This window comes from Streptomyces rugosispiralis, assembly GCF_024505145.1.
Classification (GTDB): domain Bacteria; phylum Actinomycetota; class Actinomycetes; order Streptomycetales; family Streptomycetaceae; genus Streptomyces; species Streptomyces rugosispiralis.
The window spans coordinates 309,537-325,467 of record NZ_JANIAA010000005.1 but is presented as its reverse complement, the minus strand read 5'-3'; the positions used below and the strand labels follow the sequence as shown (position 1 = coordinate 325,467).

Below are 15,931 nucleotides of genomic sequence, written 5' to 3'. Positions count from 1 at the left end.
CACAACCCTCGTATCGCACAGGAACGATCCCCCGGGCGCCCGAAGCGCCCGGGGGATCGTTCCTATGCGCGTCGAGGACCTCAGCGGCCGCGCAGCGAGCGGTAGGTGGCGACCAGGTGCTCGGTGGAGGCGTCCAGACCGGGCACCTCGGCGCCCTCGGTCAGGGCGGGCTCCACGCGCTTGGCGAGCACCTTGCCCAGCTCCACTCCCCACTGGTCGAAGGAGTCGATGTTCCACACCGCGCCCTGGACGAACACCTTGTGCTCATAGAGGGCGACCAGCTGGCCCAGCACCGACGGGGTCAGCTCATGGGCGAGGATCGTGGTGGTGGGGCGGTTGCCGTCGAAGGTCTTGTGCGGCACCAGCTCCTCGGGCACTCCCTCGGCGGCGACCTCCTCGGCGGTCTTGCCGAAGGCCAGCGCCTGGCCCTGGGCGAAGAGGTTGGCCATCAGCAGGTCGTGGTGGGACTCCAGGCCGGGCGGCAGATCCTTCACGGGCCGCGCGAAGCCGATCAGATCGGCCGGGACCAGCTTGGTGCCCTGGTGGAGCAGCTGGTAGTAGGCGTGCTGGCCGTTGGTGCCGGGGGTGCCCCAGACGATGGGGCCGGTCTGCCAGCCGACGCGATTGCCGTCCCGGTCCACATGCTTGCCGTTGGACTCCATGTCCAACTGCTGCAGATAGTCGGTGAACCGCGAGAGATAGTGGCTGTACGGCAGGACGGCATGCGCCTGGGCGCCATGGAAGTTGTCGTACCAGATGCCCAGCAGGCCCATCAGCAGCGGGACATTCCGCTCCGGCGGGGCGGTGGAGAAGTGCTCGTCGACCAGGTGGAAACCGGCCAGCATCTCGCGGAAGCAGTCCGGGCCGATGGCGACCATCAGGGAGAGGCCGATGGCCGAGTCGTAGGAGTAACGCCCGCCGACCCAGTCCCAGAACCCGAACATGTTGTCCGTGTCGATGCCGAACTCGGCGACCTTCTCGGCGTTGGTCGACACCGCCACGAAGTGCTTGGCGACGGCCTCCTGACCGGCCCGGAGCCCGGTCAGCAGCCAGTTGCGGGCGGAGACGGCGTTGGTGATGGTCTCGATGGTGGTGAAGGTCTTGGAGGCGACGATGAACAGCGTCTCGGCCGGGTCCAGGTCGCGCACCGCCTCGTGCAGATCCGCGCCGTCCACATTGGAGACGAACCGGAATGTCATCGAGCGGTCGCTGTAGGAACGCAGCGCCTCGTACGCCATCTTCGGGCCCAGATCGGAGCCGCCGATGCCGATGTTGACGACGTTCTTGATCTGCTTGCCGGTGTGGCCGGTCCAGTCGCCGGACCGGACGCGGTCGGCGAAGACGGCCATCTTGGCGAGCACGGCGTGCACTTCGCCGACGACGTCCTGGCCGTCCGCCTTGATCTCCGCGGAGTGCGGTGCGCGCAGCGCGATGTGCAGCACCGAGCGGTCCTCGGTGGTGTTGATCCGCTCGCCGCGGAACATGGCGTCGCGCAACTCGGCCACCTGGGTGACGCGCGCCAGTTCGCGCAGCAGCCGCAGGGTCTCGTCGGTCACCAGGTGCTTGGAGTAGTCGACGTGGAGATCGCCGACCTGAAGGGTGAGGCGGCTCCCGCGCTCCGGGTCGCCCGCGAACAGGTCGCGCAGATGCGCGTCGCCCAGCTCCTTGCGGTGTGCGGCCAGCGCATGCCATTCCGGCAGCTGGTCCAGCCTGGTGCGGCCTTCCATGTTCATCTCGGACATCAGCCCACTTCTCGTCGGTACCTGGCCCCCGTGGCCACCAACCTAATTGATGACGGACCGCATTCCCGGAACGAGGGCCACCACCCCGCAGACAAAGAGCGCGGCGGCCCCCAGCGCGGGGGTGTTGAGCCCCCATGCCTGGGCCATCACCCCGCCCAGCAGCGCGCCGAGCGGGGCGCCCGCGACCGACAGGGTGCGGAAGGCGGCGCTCACCCGCCCGAGCGCCCCGTCGGGGCTGCGCTGCTGCATCATCGTCACCTCGGTGACGTTCCAGACGATCCCCGCGAAGCCGAAGAGGCCCATGGCGGCGACCGCGACCGGCAGGCTCCGTATCGCCCCGAGGGCGGCCAGGGCGCCGATCTGCGCGGTGCCGCACACCACGAGGGCGCGGGCACGCCCCAGCTTCTCGGTGAGCCGGGCGGCCACCAGACCCCCGGCCACGCTGCCGATCCCGTAGACGGTGATGACGGCCGCGTAGCCGGTGTTCCCGGCGTCCAGCCAGCCGGTGATGTGCAGCACCAGGGTGGCGATGAGCGCGCCGATGCCGATGTTGCACAGCGTGGTGGAGGCGCACAGCGCCCGGAGCGTGCGGTCCCGCCACAGCACGGCCAGGCCCTCGGTGATATCGCGCCGCAGCGACCCGCCCGGCGGGCGCGGGGCCCGCTCGGGGGGTGCCGCCCCCAGCGAGGCGACCAGCACGGCGGCGGCGAGATAGGTGACCGCGTCCGCCGCGTACGGCATCGCGGCGCCGAGACCGAGCAGCACCGGCACCAGCGGGGCGCCCACGAACCGGCCCATGACCTCCTGCCCGGTCATCAGCCGGGCGTTGGCCCGGCCCAGCGCCTGCTGCCCCACCACGGACGGCAGCAGCGCCGTGGCCGCGTTGTCGAACAGGGTCTGCAGCGTGGTGAGGGCGAAGGCGAGGGCGAGCAGCAGCCCGATGGTGGCCAGGTCCAGCCACACCGCGACGGCGAACCCCGCCATCAGGGCCGCCCGCACGCCGTCCACCGCCCACATCGCCCGCCGCTGGTCCACCCGGTCCGCGATCGCCCCGCCGATCAGCCCGAACAGCAGCCAGGGCAGGAAGCCGCAGGCGGTCACGAGCGAGACCAGCACCGGCGAATCGGTCAGCGAGACGGCCAGCAGCGGCAGCGCCGCACCCCGCAGCGCGTCCCCGAACCGGGAGACGACCGCGGCCGCCCACAGCCGCCCGAACCCCCCGCGCCACGCGGGCCCCGCCGGTTTCCCGGCGCCCAGCTCACCGGCGTCCACCGCGGCCATGACGATCCCCCTCCGCCCCGTGCGCCGGCCCCCATCCGGCGGGACGGCTTCCCCCGGTGATCCAGCACCCCACGACCGTAGCCCGCACCACTGACAACGGCCCGGCCGCGCACCCCTCGCAGGAGGTGCCCGGCCGGGCCGTCGTACCGCGTTGTGTGTCTAGATCTCGCCCCGGAGCTTGGCGAGTGCCTCGGCGAGGATCGCCTCGCCGTCGGCGTCGCTGCGCCGCTCCCGTACGTACGCCAGGTGCGTCTTGTACGGCTCGGTGCGCGGCGGGTCCGGCGGGTTGTCCCGGTCCTTGCCGGCCGGGAAGCCGCAGCGGGGGCAGTCCCACGTGTCAGGGATCTGCGCGTCGCTGGCGAAGCTCGGCACGGTCTCATGCCCGTTCGAGCACCAGAAGGAGATGCGCAGGCGCGGCGCCGATTCGCCTCGCTCGGCTTCTCCCATCGGCCCCGCCCCGACCCGACTTCCACGGATCGCGTTGCCACTTGCCACGGTCGTAACTCCCTGCGTGATGGTGCCGCGAAGCCTCGATTGTCAGCTTCGCCGCCCGGCGCCCCAGTCTACGTAAGGCCCAACGCGCGTCCAGTGAGAGGAGTTACACCCGTCACCGAGGACGCCATGCCATCATAGGCCGCATATGGGCCCCGCTGACGACGGTACGTCAGTTATCGGGCGTCAGCCGGGCCCCGGACGGGCCCCGCCGGCGGACCCTCAGTCGAGCTTCATCAGCAGCCCGAGCACGACGATGCAGACGAACCACAGCAGCCCGACCACCACGGTGATGCGGTCCAGGTTGCGCTCGGCGACCGAGGAGCCGCCCACCGAGGACTGCATGCCGCCACCGAACATGTCGGACAGGCCGCCGCCCTTCCCCTTGTGCATGAGCACCAACATCATCAACAGGAGGCTGAAGATGATGAGGGCGATCGAGAACCCCATGATCACAGCTGGACCAACCTTCTCGGGCTTGTACGGACGTCGGGGGCCGGACGGTGCGATTTCCACCGCCCCGACCCCCGACAGGGTACGACGACGCGTGCGCTAGGGCCTACTCACTGGTCGCGAAAACGAACGATCTTGACGAATTCGTCCGCGTCCAGCGAGGCACCGCCGATCAGCGCGCCGTCCACATCCTGCTTGGCCATGATCGCGGCGACGTTCCCGGACTTCACCGAGCCGCCGTACTGGATCCTGACCTTGTCGGCGACCTCCTGGCCGTAGAGCTCGGCGAGCCGGCCGCGGATGGCCCCGCAGACCTCCTGGGCGTCCTCGGGGGTCGCCACCTCGCCGGTGCCGATCGCCCAGACCGGCTCGTAGGCGATCACGATGGTCTCGGCCTGCTCGGCCGGGACGTCCTTCAGGCCCCCGTCCACCTGGGCGAGGGTGTGCGCGACCTGGTTGCCCGCCTTACGGACGTCGAGGCCCTCGCCGACGCACAGGATCGGGGTGAGGTCGTTGCGGAAGGCCGCCTTGACCTTGGCGTTGCACAGCTCGTCGGTCTCGTCGTGGTACTGGCGCCGCTCCGAGTGCCCGACGACCACGTAGGCGCACCTGAGCTTGGCCAGCATCGGGCCGGAGATCTCGCCGGTGTAGGCCCCGGAGTCATGCGCCGAGATGTCCTGGGCGCCGTACTTGATCTTCAGCTTGTCGCCGTCGACCAGGGTCTGCACGGACCGCAGATCGATGAAGGGCGGCAGCACCGCGACCTCCACGGCCTCGTAGTCCTTGTCGGCGAGCCCGAAGGCGAGCTTCTGGACGTGGGCGATGGCCTCGAGGTGGTTGAGGTTCATCTTCCAGTTGCCCGCCATCAGCGGCATACGGTCACTCACGGTGTTCAGTCCTCCAGTGCGGCGAGGCCGGGGAGCGTCTTGCCCTCGAGGTATTCGAGGCTCGCTCCACCGCCGGTCGAGATGTGGCCGAAAGCGTTCTCGTCGAAGCCCAGGATGCGTACGGCCGCGGCGGAGTCGCCGCCGCCGACCACGGTGAAGGCCGGGCTGTCCAGCAGCGCCTGGGCCACGGCCCGGGTGCCCTCGGCGTAGTCGGGGTGCTCGAAGACGCCCATGGGGCCGTTCCAGAAGACGGTGGCCGCGTCGGCCAGCTTCGAGGCGTACAGCTTGCGGGTCTCCGGGCCGATGTCCAGGCCCTGGAGGTCGGCCGGGATCGCGTCCGCGGGGACGAGCCGCGGGTTCGTGGGGGCCTTGGCCTTCAGGTCCGGGAATTCGGGCGCGGCCGTGACATCGACCGGGAGCACGAACTCCACACCGCGCTCCTTGGCCCGGCGCAGATAGTCCTGGACCGCCGGGACCTGGTCCTCCTGCAGCAGCGAGCCGCCGACCTCGTGGCCCTGGGCCTTGAGGAAGGTATAGGCCATGCCGCCGCCGATCAGGATGCGGTCGGCCTTCTCCAGGAGGTGGTCGATCACGCCGAGCTTGTCGGAGACCTTGGCGCCGCCGAGGACCACCGCGTAGGGCCGCTTGACGTCCTCGGTGAGCTTCTTCAGGACGGTGAGCTCGGCGGCGATCAGGTCGCCCGCGGCGTGCGGCAGCCGCGCCGGGAGGTCGTACACGGAGGCGTGCTTGCGGTGGACCGCGCCGAAGCCGTCGCCCACGTAGAGGTCGGCGAGGGCGGCGAGCCGGTCGGCGAAGGCACCGCGCTCGGTGTCGTCCTTACTGGTCTCACCGGCGTTGAAGCGCAGGTTCTCCAGCAGCGCGAGCTCGCCGTCGCCGAGCCCCGCCACGGTGGCCCGGGCGTTCTCGTCCACGGTGTCGGTCGCGAAGACGACCTGCTTGCCGAGGAGTTCGCCGAGCCGCCGGGCGACCGGGGCGAGCGAGTACTGGGGCTCCGGGGCGCCCTTGGGACGGCCCAGGTGCGAGGCGACGATCACCTTGGCGCCCCGGTCCAGGAGCTTGGTGATCGTCGGCACGGCGGCGCGGATCCGGCCGTCGTCGGTGATCGTCTCGCCGTCGAGCGGGACGTTCAGATCGGCGCGGACGAAGACCCGCTGCCCGGCGACCTGAAGATCGTCAATCGTCTTCACAGGGATGACTCCTTGATCATGGATCGGGGCCCGTTACGACGGCGTCGTAGCGGGCCCCGTTTCCCAGCTCATCGGGACAGCGGTCAGAGCCGGCCGCCGACGAAGACGGTCAGGTCGACGAGGCGGTTGGAGTAGCCCCACTCGTTGTCGTACCAGCCGACGACCTTGACCTGCTTGCCCTGGACCATGGTCAGGGAGGAGTCGAAGGTGCAGGACGCGGGCCAGTTGACGATGTCGGAGGAGACGATCGGGTCCTCGGTGTACTCGAGGATGCCCTTGAGCTGACCCTCGGCGGCCTTCTGGAAGGCGGTGTTGATCTCGTCCTTGGTGACCTCGCGGTCGAGCTCCAGGACGAGGTCGGTGACCGAGCCGGTCGGGACCGGGACGCGCATCGCGATGCCGTCCAGCTTGCCCTTGAGCTGCGGGAGGACCAGCGCGGTGGCCTTGGCGGCACCGGTGGAGGTCGGGATGATGTTCTCGGCCGCCGCGCGGGCGCGACGCAGGTCCTTGTGCGGGAAGTCCAGGATGCGCTGGTCGTTGGTGTACGCGTGGACCGTCGTCATCATGCCCTTGACGATGCCGAAGCTCTCGTCGAGGACCTTGGCCATCGGCGCCACACAGTTGGTGGTGCAGGAGGCGTTGGAGATGACGTGGTGGTTCGCCGGGTCGTACTTGTCCTGGTTGACGCCCATCACGATGGTGATGTCCTCGTTCTTGGCGGGCGCGGAGATCAGGACCTTCTTGGCGCCGGCGGCGAGGTGCTTGGCGGCGTCCTCGCGCTTGGTGAAGATGCCGGTGGACTCCACCACGATGTCGGCGCCGAGCTCGCCCCACGGAAGGGCGGCCGGGTCGCGCTCGGCCATCGTCTTGAAGGTCTGGTTGCCCACCGTGATGGTGTCCTCGGTGTGGCTGACCTCATGCTTCAGCCGACCGAGGATGGAGTCGTACTTGAGCAGGTGGACCAAGGTGGCATTGTCGGTCAGGTCGTTGACACCGACGATCTCGATGTCCGCGCCCTGCTCAAGGAGCGCGCGGAAGTAGTTGCGACCGATGCGGCCGAAGCCGTTGATGCCTACGCGGATCGTCACGAACCGATCTCCTCGTTGGTGTGCCGGTCTGGACGCCGGCGAACGTGTATGGGATGTCCCCGACCGCCTCCGACCCTACCGCTATCACGGGGCGTACGTGACATTGGCATCGGCGGCCCATGACCACCGGAAAGTGGTACGGACCGCCGATTCAGTCACGATATGTCACGCACTGTCAACGACGCAGCGCACGGAGCGCGTCGCCCACCAGCCGAGCCCTCTGGGCGGCGTCCGGGACGTGCTCCAGTCCGAATCCCAGCAGCACGGTGTCCCGGGTGGTGACGCCCGCGACGGTGTGGAAGAGCTCCCGGGAGCGGGACCAGTCCCCGGCGTTCGCCGGGCTGCCCTCCGGCGCCCCCGGCACCGACCACGGGCCGAGCGCGGTCTCGAAGCCCTCGGAGTCCTTGGCGGCGCCGCCGACGGTGAGCTCGGTGCCGTCCACGAAGGCGCCCCGGCCGCCGGTGCCCGGGTCCGTGACGTAGGAGAGCGCCAGCTCGACCCTCTTGCCCGCGTAGCCGCTCAGGTCCAGCGAGACCGGCCGCCATCCCTCGGAGGAGCCCGTCAGGCTGTTCCAGGAGCCCGTGCCGCCCTTCGCCGTGCAGCCGTCGTCGCCCGGGGTCAGGTAGTGCTTGAGGAACGGGTGCAGATTGAGCAGGAAGCCCGCCTCGCACTCGGTGGGCACCTTGGTGGAGGAGCCGCCGTTGGCGTCGGGGAGCGTGGTCCAGTCGTCCTGGCCCGCGGTGTGCGCCTCGATGATCACATGGTCGTATCCGGGCTCGGTGTCATAGCTGAGCCGGAAGTCCAGGGCCGGTTCGTCGGCGGCGGACACACCGGTGAGGTCGACCGTGCGGGACAGCCGCATCCAGGAGCTGTCACGGTGGCCGGCGGCCGCCATCCAGTCGCCCTCATAAGGCTGGTACGGAGTACGCGTGTTCGGGTACCCCCCCGCGCCCGCGCTGCGGAACTGGGGGAAGTCCTCGGGCGGCAGCACATCGGAGGTGACGGTGTAGGCGCCCGCGGCGTCCAGCGGGTTGCCGGGGGCGTCGCCGAGGTTCGCGCCGGTGTCCGCGAGCGCGCCGGCGCCCTGGAAGGCGGTGGGCGACTTCAGGGTGAGCCGGCTGTCGGCACCCAGGTAGTACTGGCTGAAGTCGTCGGTGTCGGCCGGCCCCACCTCGGAGCTGCCGCCCGCCCGTTCACCGGTGGTGATCAGCTTGCCGCCCTCGTTGAGGAAGTCGCGCACCGCGAGCAGGGTGGGGCCGCCGGGCCGCTCGGCCCCGGTGTACCAGAGCACGGTCTTGAAGTGGCTCAGCACGCCGAGCGCGGACGGCGCCCCTTGGGTGGCCACGTCCCAGACGGCCGCCTTACGGTCGTTGTCGGCCAACGCCCGGGTGTACGCGGCGGTGTGCCGGGCCGGGGAGGTGCCACCCTCCTCGGCGATCACCAGCGTGTCGGCACGGGGCCGCTCGGCGACGGTGAAGGTGAACGACTCACTGGCGGTCCGCTTGCCGCTCTCCGTACGGCCGGTGAACCAGACCTCGACCTTCCGCCCCGGGTTCGCGCCCTTGACGGCGGCGCGGTACTGGTCGAAGCGGATGTTGTCCTCGCCGCCGTAGGTCTCGCCGCCCCGCCATGGCTTCAGCGTGGCGGTGCGGGTACGACCGCCGTCCACGCGGTAGTTGAGCTTCTTGTCGCGAACGCTCTTGCGGGCGGTCACCGAGACGTCCTGGTCGCCGCCGCGCGCGTACGACGTGCCGAAGGCGTCCGGGGTGAAGTCCCGCGCGCTCATACCGACCGACGACGAGGGCCGGTCGGGGTGTTCCGCGGTCTCGGCGACGGAGAGCGCGAACGGGATGTTCTTGGTGAACTCCTGTGCGATCAGCTTCTCGTCGTCCGGGAAGGTGAAGACGGACGCGCAGTCGCGCGGCTGCCAGGCGTCGTCCGGGTCGACGTTGGAGGCGGTCTGGCACGTCGACATCTCCGGGGTGAACATCATCATCCCGTTGACGTTCGCCGCGTGGCCGTCTGCCTCGCCGTTGGTGGTGTACAACTCGGAGGAGACCTGCGGGTGGTAGCCGGGGATCGCGGAGTGCTCCGGGGTGCCGGCGAGGGACTTGTAGAGGACGTCGTCGGGGGTCGGGGTGGCGACCTGCCAGCCGACGCCGTAGAGCAGCAGTTCGGCGGCCGAGTGGTAGTTGATGCCGTAGGTGAAGCCGATGCGCTTCTCGAAGGCGTCCAGCGCCCTGGTCTCCGGCTCGGAGGCGGGCGCCGGGCCCCGGTAGGTCTCATCGGCCGGGTCGGCGGACGAACCCTCGTTGTCGTAGCCCCACTTGTACCCGAAGTTGCGATTGAGGTCGACGCCGTCGCCCGAGGTGATCTTGCCGTCGCCGTTGTTGTCGCGCAGGTTCTTGCGCCACTGGCGGTTGGCCGGGCTCTGATGCGTGTAGTCGTAGCCGTCCGGGTTGGCCGACAGCACGAACCACAGCTCCGTACGGTCCACGATCCTGGTGACGCGGTCGTCCTTGCCGTAGTTGTCGAGGTAGTAGTGCATCAGCCGGCGGGTCATCTCGGGCGTGATCCACTCACGAGCGTGCTGATTGGACATGTAGAGCACCGACGGCTTGCTGCCGTCGCGGCTCTTCGCGGCGCCCTTGCTCAGCTTGAGGGCGAGGATGTCCTTGCCCTGGCCGGTTTTGCCGATGCTGACGACCTTGGTGAGGCCGGGGTGCGCCCGGCCGGTCTCGACGATCTCCTGCTTCAGCCCGCCGTCGCCGCTGTAGGGGCGGAAGACGCCGTCGCCCGCGGCCTTCAGCCGGTCGCGGCTCTGTGCGGAGATCTTCTTCTCGCCGAGCCGCACGCCCTTGCCGCGCAGCTCGGCGGCCTGCTTGGCGGTGAGGTAGAGCTCGACCGGGCCGGTGCCCTTCTCGGGGACCTGCCGCCCCAGTTCGGTGCCGTCCGCTCCGGCACGGAGCAGCAGCGGAATCTGATCCTTCGTGACCTGGGCGGTCCATACGGAGAGCCCGTCGCCGGCAGCGTCCGCCGGCGGTTGTGCGGTGGCCGCGGGTGCCGCGGCCAGTCCCCCCAGGAGCAGCGCGGCAAGTCCCACCACCGCGCCGCCCGATCTCACCGTGCGCCTGAATCTCACCGTGCGTCTGAGCTTCATGAGCCCCCCTGGCTGTCGTGTGCGGACACGCGCGGGTGCGCAGCGCTCCAGACTTGTCACGACACATGGCCATGTCAACAGCGGCGCGCGGAACCGCCGTCGCATGACCCGGGACGCACCACGCCCCCGGATCGCCCATGTGATCCGGGGGCGTGGGGGCGGCTCTCGTACGGCTTCTCGGGCCGTCAGCTGATGGGGGTCGTCAGCTGATGGGAGTCGTCAGCTCGCGAGGCGGTCGGCTCGTAGGACCGTCAGCTGATGGGCCCGTCAGTTCGCGGGGCCCGGCTCGTGCGGCCGTCAGCTCGTATGGCCGTCAGTTCGCGGGGCCCGGCTCGTGCGGCCGTCAGTTCGCGCGGCCATCAGTTCGTACGGCGGTGAGCTCGCGCCGCCGTCACGCGCCGCCGTCACGCGCCGCCGTCAGTTCGCGCCGCCGTCAGCCCGTAGGGCCGGTCAGCCGACCATGCCGTCGGCCATCTCCTCCGTAAGGCTGGACTCGGTGCCGGGGATGCCCAGGTCCTGGGCGCGCTTGTCGGCCATGGCCAGCAGCCGGCGGATACGGCCCGCGACCGCGTCCTTGGTCAGCGGCGGGTCGGCGAGGGCGCCCAGCTCCTCCAGGGACGCCTGCTTGTGCTCCATGCGCAGCCGCCCGGCCGCGGCGAGGTGCTCGGGCACCTCCTCGCCAAGGATCTCCAGGGCGCGCTGCACCCGGGCCCCGGCGGCGACGGCGGCGCGGGCCGAACGGCGCAGGTTGGCGTCGTCGAAGTTGGCGAGGCGGTTGGCGGTGGCCCGCACCTCGCGGCGCATCCGCCGCTCCTCCCAGGCGAGGACCGACTCATGCGCCCCCAGCCGCGTCAACAGCGCGCCGATGGCATCACCGTCCCGGACGACCACCCGGTCCACCCCGCGCACCTCGCGCGCCTTGGCGGCGATCTGCAGCCGGCGGGCGGCGCCGACCAGGGCGAGCGCGGCCTCCGGACCGGGGCAGGTCACCTCCAGGGAGGACGAGCGGCCGGGCTCGGTGAGCGAGCCATGGGCGAGGAAGGCCCCGCGCCAGGCGGCCTCGGCGTCGCAGGTGGCGCCGGAGACGACCTGCGGCGGCAGCCCGCGGATCGGCCGGCCGCGGCCGTCGACCAGGCCGGTCTGCCGCGCCAGCTGGTCACCGCCCGCCACCACCCGCACCACGTACCGGCTGCCGCGGCGCAGCCCGCCCGGGGCCATCACCACCAGATCCGAGGAGTGGCCGAAGATCTCCAGGATGTCCTTGCGGACTCTGCGTGCCGCGATCCCGGTGTCCAGCTCCGCCTCGATCACGATGCGCCCGCTGACCAGGTGCAGCCCGCCCGCGAACCGCAGGATCGCCGAGACCTCCGCTTTCCGGCAGCAGGTCCGGGTGACGGGGAGCCGGGAGATTTCGTCCTTCACCGCTGCCGTCATCGCCATGGGCCGATCCTTCCATGCATCCGAAAAATACGGTCGTACGCGGCCGCCAGAAGCTCCGGGTCATGCTTCGGGGCACCGTCGGTCGCGGCCACCGGCGCCAGCTCGACTGTGCCGCCCAGCCGCTTGGCGGCGTCGCACAGACTGCTCTGGTCGGGGACGGCGGCCTCGTCGGCCAGCACCACGTCGAAGGCGAGTTTAGGGGCGTGTCGGGCCAAAACCTCCAAATGACGCTGCGGGGAGAAGCCGTCGGTTTCTCCCGGCTGAGGGGCGAGGTTCAACGAGAGCACGCGCCGGGCCTTGGTCTCGGTGAGCGCCTTGAGCAGATCGGGGACCAGCAGATGGGGGATCACGGAGGAGAACCAGGAGCCGGGCCCCAGCACCACCCAGTCGGCGTCCATGACCGCCTCGACGGCCTCGGGGACGGCCGGCGGATCGTGCGGCACCAGATGGACCGACTGCACCTCGCCGCGGGTGAGCGCCACGGTGGCCTGCCCGGCGACGGTGGAGACCTCGTCCGGGCGCTCCGGGTCATGGCCCCGGACGTACGCCTGGAGCTCCAGGGGGACGGCCGACATGGGCAGCACCCGGCCGTGGGCGCCCAGCAGCTTGCCGACCAGGTCGAGCGCCTTCACATGGTCGCCCAGCTGCTCCCACAGGGCGACGATCAGCACATTGCCGACCGCATGGCCGTGCAGATCGCCCTCGCTGGCGAAGCGGTGCTGGATGACCCGCGCCCAGGTCTGGCCCCAGTCGTCGTCGCCGCACAGCGCGGCCAGGGCCTTGCGCAGATCGCCGGGCGGCAGCACGCCCAGCTCGTCGCGGAGGCGTCCGCTGGAGCCCCCGTCGTCGGCCACGGTGACGACGGCGGTCAGATCGCCGGTGATCCGGCGCAGCGCGGCGAGCGACGCCGACAGGCCCATGCCGCCGCCCAGCGCGACGACCTTGGGCTGTGCGCTCCGGTTCGCCCGCGCTCCGACCAGCCGTCGCAGCCGATTGGTACGAATGGTCACTCGCGCCCCATGTCCCGGTGGACGATGACGGTCTCCACTCCCTCGGCGGCCAGCCGCGGGGCGAGCCGCTCGGACATCGCGACGCTGCGGTGCTTGCCGCCGGTGCAGCCGACGGCGATGGTCACATAGCGCTTGCCCTCGCGGCGGTAGCCCGCGGCGATGAGCTGGAGCAGCTCCGCGTAGCGGTCGAGGAACTCCTTGGCGCCGGGCTGGTTGAAGACATAGCTGGAGACCTCCTCGTTGAGCCCGGTGAAGGGGCGCAGCTCGGGGACCCAGTGCGGATTGGGCAGGAAGCGGCAGTCCACCACCAGATCGGCGTCGACCGGCAGCCCGTACTTGTAGCCGAACGACATCACGGTGGCCCGCAGCTCGGGCTCCTCCTCGCCCGCGAACTGGGCGTCCATCTTGGCGCGCAGCTCATGGACGTTGAGGCTGGAGGTGTCGATCACCAGATCGGCGTCCCCGCGCAGCTCGCGCAGCAGATCGCGCTCGGCGGCGATGCCGTCCACGATCCGGCCGTCGCCCTGGAGGGGGTGCGGGCGGCGCACGGACTCGAAGCGGCGCACCAGCGCCTCGTCGGACGCCTCCAGGAACAGCACGCGCCGCTTGACGTTCTTGGCGGCCAGGTCGGCGAGGGACTCGCGGAGGTTGTCGAAGAAGCGGCGGCCCCGGACGTCCACCACCACGGCGATCCGGGCCACGTTGCCCTGGGAGCGGGCACCCAGGTCGACCATGGTGGGGATCAGCGCGGGTGGCAGGTTGTCCACGACGAACCAGCCGAGGTCCTCCAGACACTTGGCGGCGGTGCTGCGGCCCGCGCCCGACATTCCAGAGATGATCACCAGCTCGGGGATGGCCGCCGCCTCGGCGGGCTCGCCCGACGTGCCCGTATTCACCTGCGCTCCGTCTCCATGGTTCTCGTGCTCGGTCATGGTCTGGTCCCCCCGTTCGACGACGCCGCGCCGGCGGCCTCGTCCTCAATGATCTCTCCTGTGGCGGTGTTCACGGCGGGCGCGGCCGGGGCGGACCCGGCGAGCGCCGCGGCAACCGTCTCGGCCGTCTTACGGCCGACGCCGGGCACCTCGCAGATCTGCTCGACGGTGGCGGCGCGCAGCCGCTTGACCGAGCCGAAGTGCTTCAGCAGGGCCTGCTTACGGCTGTCGCCGAGGCCCGGAACGGTGTCCAGCGGCCCGGCCTTCAGCGACTTGGCGCGCTTGCCGCGCTGGTAGGTGATGGCGAAGCGGTGGGCCTCGTCGCGGACCCGCTGGAGGAGGTAGAGCCCCTCGCTGCTGCGGGGCAGCACCACCGGGTCCTCCTCGTCCGGCAGCCACACCTCCTCGAGCCGCTTGGCGAGGCCGCAGACGGCGACGTCGTCGACGCCGAGCTCTTCCAGGGCCCGTTTGGCGGCGGCCACCTGCGGCTTGCCGCCGTCGACCACGACGAGCTGGGGCGGGTAGGCGAACCGCTTCGGCCGGCCCTCCTCGTCGATCGGGCCGGAGGGCCCCTGATCGGATCCGTCGGATCCGTCGGCGCCGTCGGGGCCATCGGGTCCGACGGGTCCATCGGGTCCGACGGGTCCATCGGGTCCGACGGGTCCGTCGAGGGGCTGCCCGGCGGTTCCGGTGGACCTGGCGGTCCCGGTGGTCCCGGTGGTCCCGGTGGTCTCGGTAGTCTCGACGGCCCCGGGAGCCCCAGCGGGCTCGGAAGCCTCGACGGCCCCGGGAACCCCGGAGGCCCCGGTGGGTTCCTCCTGCCACTCCCCGGTCTTCTGCTTCTCCTGCAGATAGCGGCGGAAGCGGCGGCTCACGACCTCGTGCATGGAGCGGACATCGTCCTGCCCGGCGAAGCTCTTGATCTGGAAGCGGCGGTACTCACTCTTCCGGGGGAGCCCGTCCTCGAAGACCACCATGGAGGCCACCACGTCATCGCCCTGGAGATGGGAGATGTCGAAGCACTCCACGCGCAGCGGAGCGGAGTCCAGCCCCAGGGCCTCGGCGATCTCCTCCAGCGCCCGGGAGCGGGTGGTGAGGTCGGAGGCGCGCTTGGTCTTGTGCAGCGCGAGCGCCTGCTGGGCGTTGCGCTGGACGGTCTCCATGAGGTCCTTCTTGTCGCCGCGCTGCGGGATGCGCAGATCGACCCGGGAGCCGCGGCGCTCGGCGAGCCACTGGGTGACCGGCTCGGCCGGTTCCGGCACGGCGGGCACCAGGACCTCCTTGGGGACGGCGTCGCCGCGCTCCTCCCCGTACAACTGCTGGAGGGCGTGCTCGACCAGTCCGGCGGTGTCGACGGCCTCGACCTTGTCGGTGACCCAGCCGCGCTGACCGCGCACCCGGCCGCCGCGCACATGGAAGATCTGGACGGCCGCCTCCAGCTCGTCCTCGGCGACCGCTATCAGATCCGCGTCGGTGGCGTCGGCGAGCACCACCGCGTTCTTCTCCATGGCGCGCTTGAGCGCCCCTATGTCGTCACGGAGCCGGGCCGCCTTCTCGTACTCCATCTCCTCGGCGGCCTCGTGCATCCGCTCCTCCAGGCGGCGCAGATAAGTGCCGGTGCGCCCGGCCATGAAGTCGCAGAACTCCTCGGCCAGTTGACGGTGCTCCTCGGCGGTGACCCGGCCGACGCAGGGGGCCGAGCACTTGCCGATGTAGCCGAGCAGACAGGGGCGGCCGATCTGGGCGGAACGCTTGAACACCCCGGCGGAGCAGGTCCGGACGGGGAACACGCGCAGCATCAGGTCGACGGTCTCGCGGATGGCCCAGGCGTGGGCGTACGGGCCGAAGTAGCGCACGCCCTTCTTCTTGGCTCCGCGCATCACCTGGACCCGGGGGAACTCCTCGTTGAGGGTCACGGCGAGGGAGGGGTAGCTCTTGTCGTCGCGGTACTTGACGTTGAACCGGGGGTCGAACTCCTTGATCCAGGAGTACTCGAGCTGCAGGGCCTCGACCTCGGTGGAGACCACGGTCCACTCCACGGCGGCGGCCGTGGTGACCATGGTGCGGGTCCGCGGGTGGAGGTTCGCCAGGTCCTGGAAGTACGACGAGAGCCGCTGGCGCAGGCTCTTCGCCTTTCCGACGTAGATCACCCGGCCGTGCTCGTCACGGAACTTGTAGACCCCCGGCGAGTCGGGGATCTGTCCCGGCTTGGGGCGGTAGCTGCTCGGGTCGGCCATG

General features: G+C 70.7%; 12 protein-coding genes. All 12 read right to left on the bottom strand.

Features of this window, described 5'->3' with window-relative positions:
• Positions 1-80: 80 nt before the first annotated feature.
• A complete protein-coding gene (gene pgi, locus NP777_RS12075; protein ID WP_256650203.1) occupies positions 81-1,733 on the bottom strand; it encodes a glucose-6-phosphate isomerase in 1,653 nt (550 codons plus the stop codon).
• A gap of 51 nt (positions 1,734-1,784) precedes the next feature.
• The gene (locus tag NP777_RS12070; protein ID WP_256650115.1) at positions 1,785-3,023 is read right to left on the bottom strand and encodes an MFS transporter; all 1,239 of its coding nucleotides are present in this window, start codon (positions 3,021-3,023) and stop codon (positions 1,785-1,787) included.
• Between the two features lie 159 nt (positions 3,024-3,182).
• On the bottom strand, positions 3,183-3,518 hold the full coding sequence (locus NP777_RS12065) for an RNA polymerase-binding protein RbpA (RefSeq protein ID WP_009718803.1): 336 nt from the start codon (positions 3,516-3,518) through the stop codon (positions 3,183-3,185).
• 219 nt (positions 3,519-3,737) lie between these two features.
• Entirely contained in the window at positions 3,738-3,965 is a 228-nt protein-coding gene (gene secG, locus NP777_RS12060) for a preprotein translocase subunit SecG (RefSeq protein ID WP_014059875.1), read from the bottom strand.
• Positions 3,966-4,078: 113 nt separating this feature from the next.
• On the bottom strand, positions 4,079-4,855 hold the full coding sequence (gene tpiA / locus NP777_RS12055) for a triose-phosphate isomerase (RefSeq protein ID WP_256650114.1): 777 nt from the start codon (positions 4,853-4,855) through the stop codon (positions 4,079-4,081).
• 5 nt (positions 4,856-4,860) lie between these two features.
• A complete protein-coding gene (locus NP777_RS12050; RefSeq protein ID WP_256650113.1) occupies positions 4,861-6,063 on the bottom strand; it encodes a phosphoglycerate kinase in 1,203 nt (400 codons plus the stop codon).
• A gap of 83 nt (positions 6,064-6,146) precedes the next feature.
• Complete coding sequence (gene gap / locus NP777_RS12045; protein WP_037949670.1) at positions 6,147-7,151, bottom strand: type I glyceraldehyde-3-phosphate dehydrogenase; 1,005 nt, start codon at positions 7,149-7,151, stop codon at positions 6,147-6,149.
• 175 nt (positions 7,152-7,326) lie between these two features.
• Complete coding sequence (locus NP777_RS12040) at positions 7,327-10,311, bottom strand: M14 family metallopeptidase (protein ID WP_256650112.1); 2,985 nt, start codon at positions 10,309-10,311, stop codon at positions 7,327-7,329.
• 450 nt (positions 10,312-10,761) lie between these two features.
• Positions 10,762-11,751, bottom strand: a complete 990-nt coding sequence (whiA, locus tag NP777_RS12035; protein ID WP_030840944.1) for a DNA-binding protein WhiA — start codon at positions 11,749-11,751, stop codon at positions 10,762-10,764.
• Positions 11,742-12,761, bottom strand: coding sequence for a gluconeogenesis factor YvcK family protein (locus tag NP777_RS12030; RefSeq protein ID WP_256650111.1), 1,020 nt, complete (start codon positions 12,759-12,761; stop codon positions 11,742-11,744). Before NP777_RS12030 ends, whiA begins: the two co-directional genes overlap by 10 nt.
• Entirely contained in the window at positions 12,758-13,693 is a 936-nt protein-coding gene (gene rapZ, locus NP777_RS12025; protein WP_020872202.1) for an RNase adapter RapZ, read from the bottom strand. Before rapZ ends, NP777_RS12030 begins: the two co-directional genes overlap by 4 nt.
• Positions 13,690-15,930 carry an excinuclease ABC subunit UvrC gene (gene uvrC / locus NP777_RS12020; protein ID WP_256650110.1) on the bottom strand — a complete coding sequence of 747 codons (2,241 nt, stop codon included), beginning with the start codon at positions 15,928-15,930 and terminating at the stop codon, positions 13,690-13,692. Before uvrC ends, rapZ begins: the two co-directional genes overlap by 4 nt.
• Between the last annotated feature and the right edge of the window lies 1 nt (position 15,931).

Bases quoted from the DNA above. Each gene is read 5' to 3' on its own strand.
- pgi (WP_256650203.1), bottom strand. From the start codon at position 1,733: ATGAACATGGAAGGCCGCACCAGGCTGGACCAGCTGCCGGAATGGCAT.
- NP777_RS12070 (WP_256650115.1), bottom strand. From the start codon at position 3,023: ATGGCCGCGGTGGACGCCGGTGAGCTGGGCGCCGGGAAACCGGCGGGG.
- secG (WP_014059875.1), bottom strand. From the start codon at position 3,965: ATGGGGTTCTCGATCGCCCTCATCATCTTCAGCCTCCTGTTGATGATG.
- NP777_RS12040 (WP_256650112.1), bottom strand. From the start codon at position 10,311: ATGAAGCTCAGACGCACGGTGAGATTCAGGCGCACGGTGAGATCGGGC.
- whiA (WP_030840944.1), bottom strand. From the start codon at position 11,751: ATGGCGATGACGGCAGCGGTGAAGGACGAAATCTCCCGGCTCCCCGTC.
- rapZ (WP_020872202.1), bottom strand. From the start codon at position 13,693: ATGACCGAGCACGAGAACCATGGAGACGGAGCGCAGGTGAATACGGGC.
- uvrC (WP_256650110.1), bottom strand. From the start codon at position 15,930: ATGGCCGACCCGAGCAGCTACCGCCCCAAGCCGGGACAGATCCCCGAC.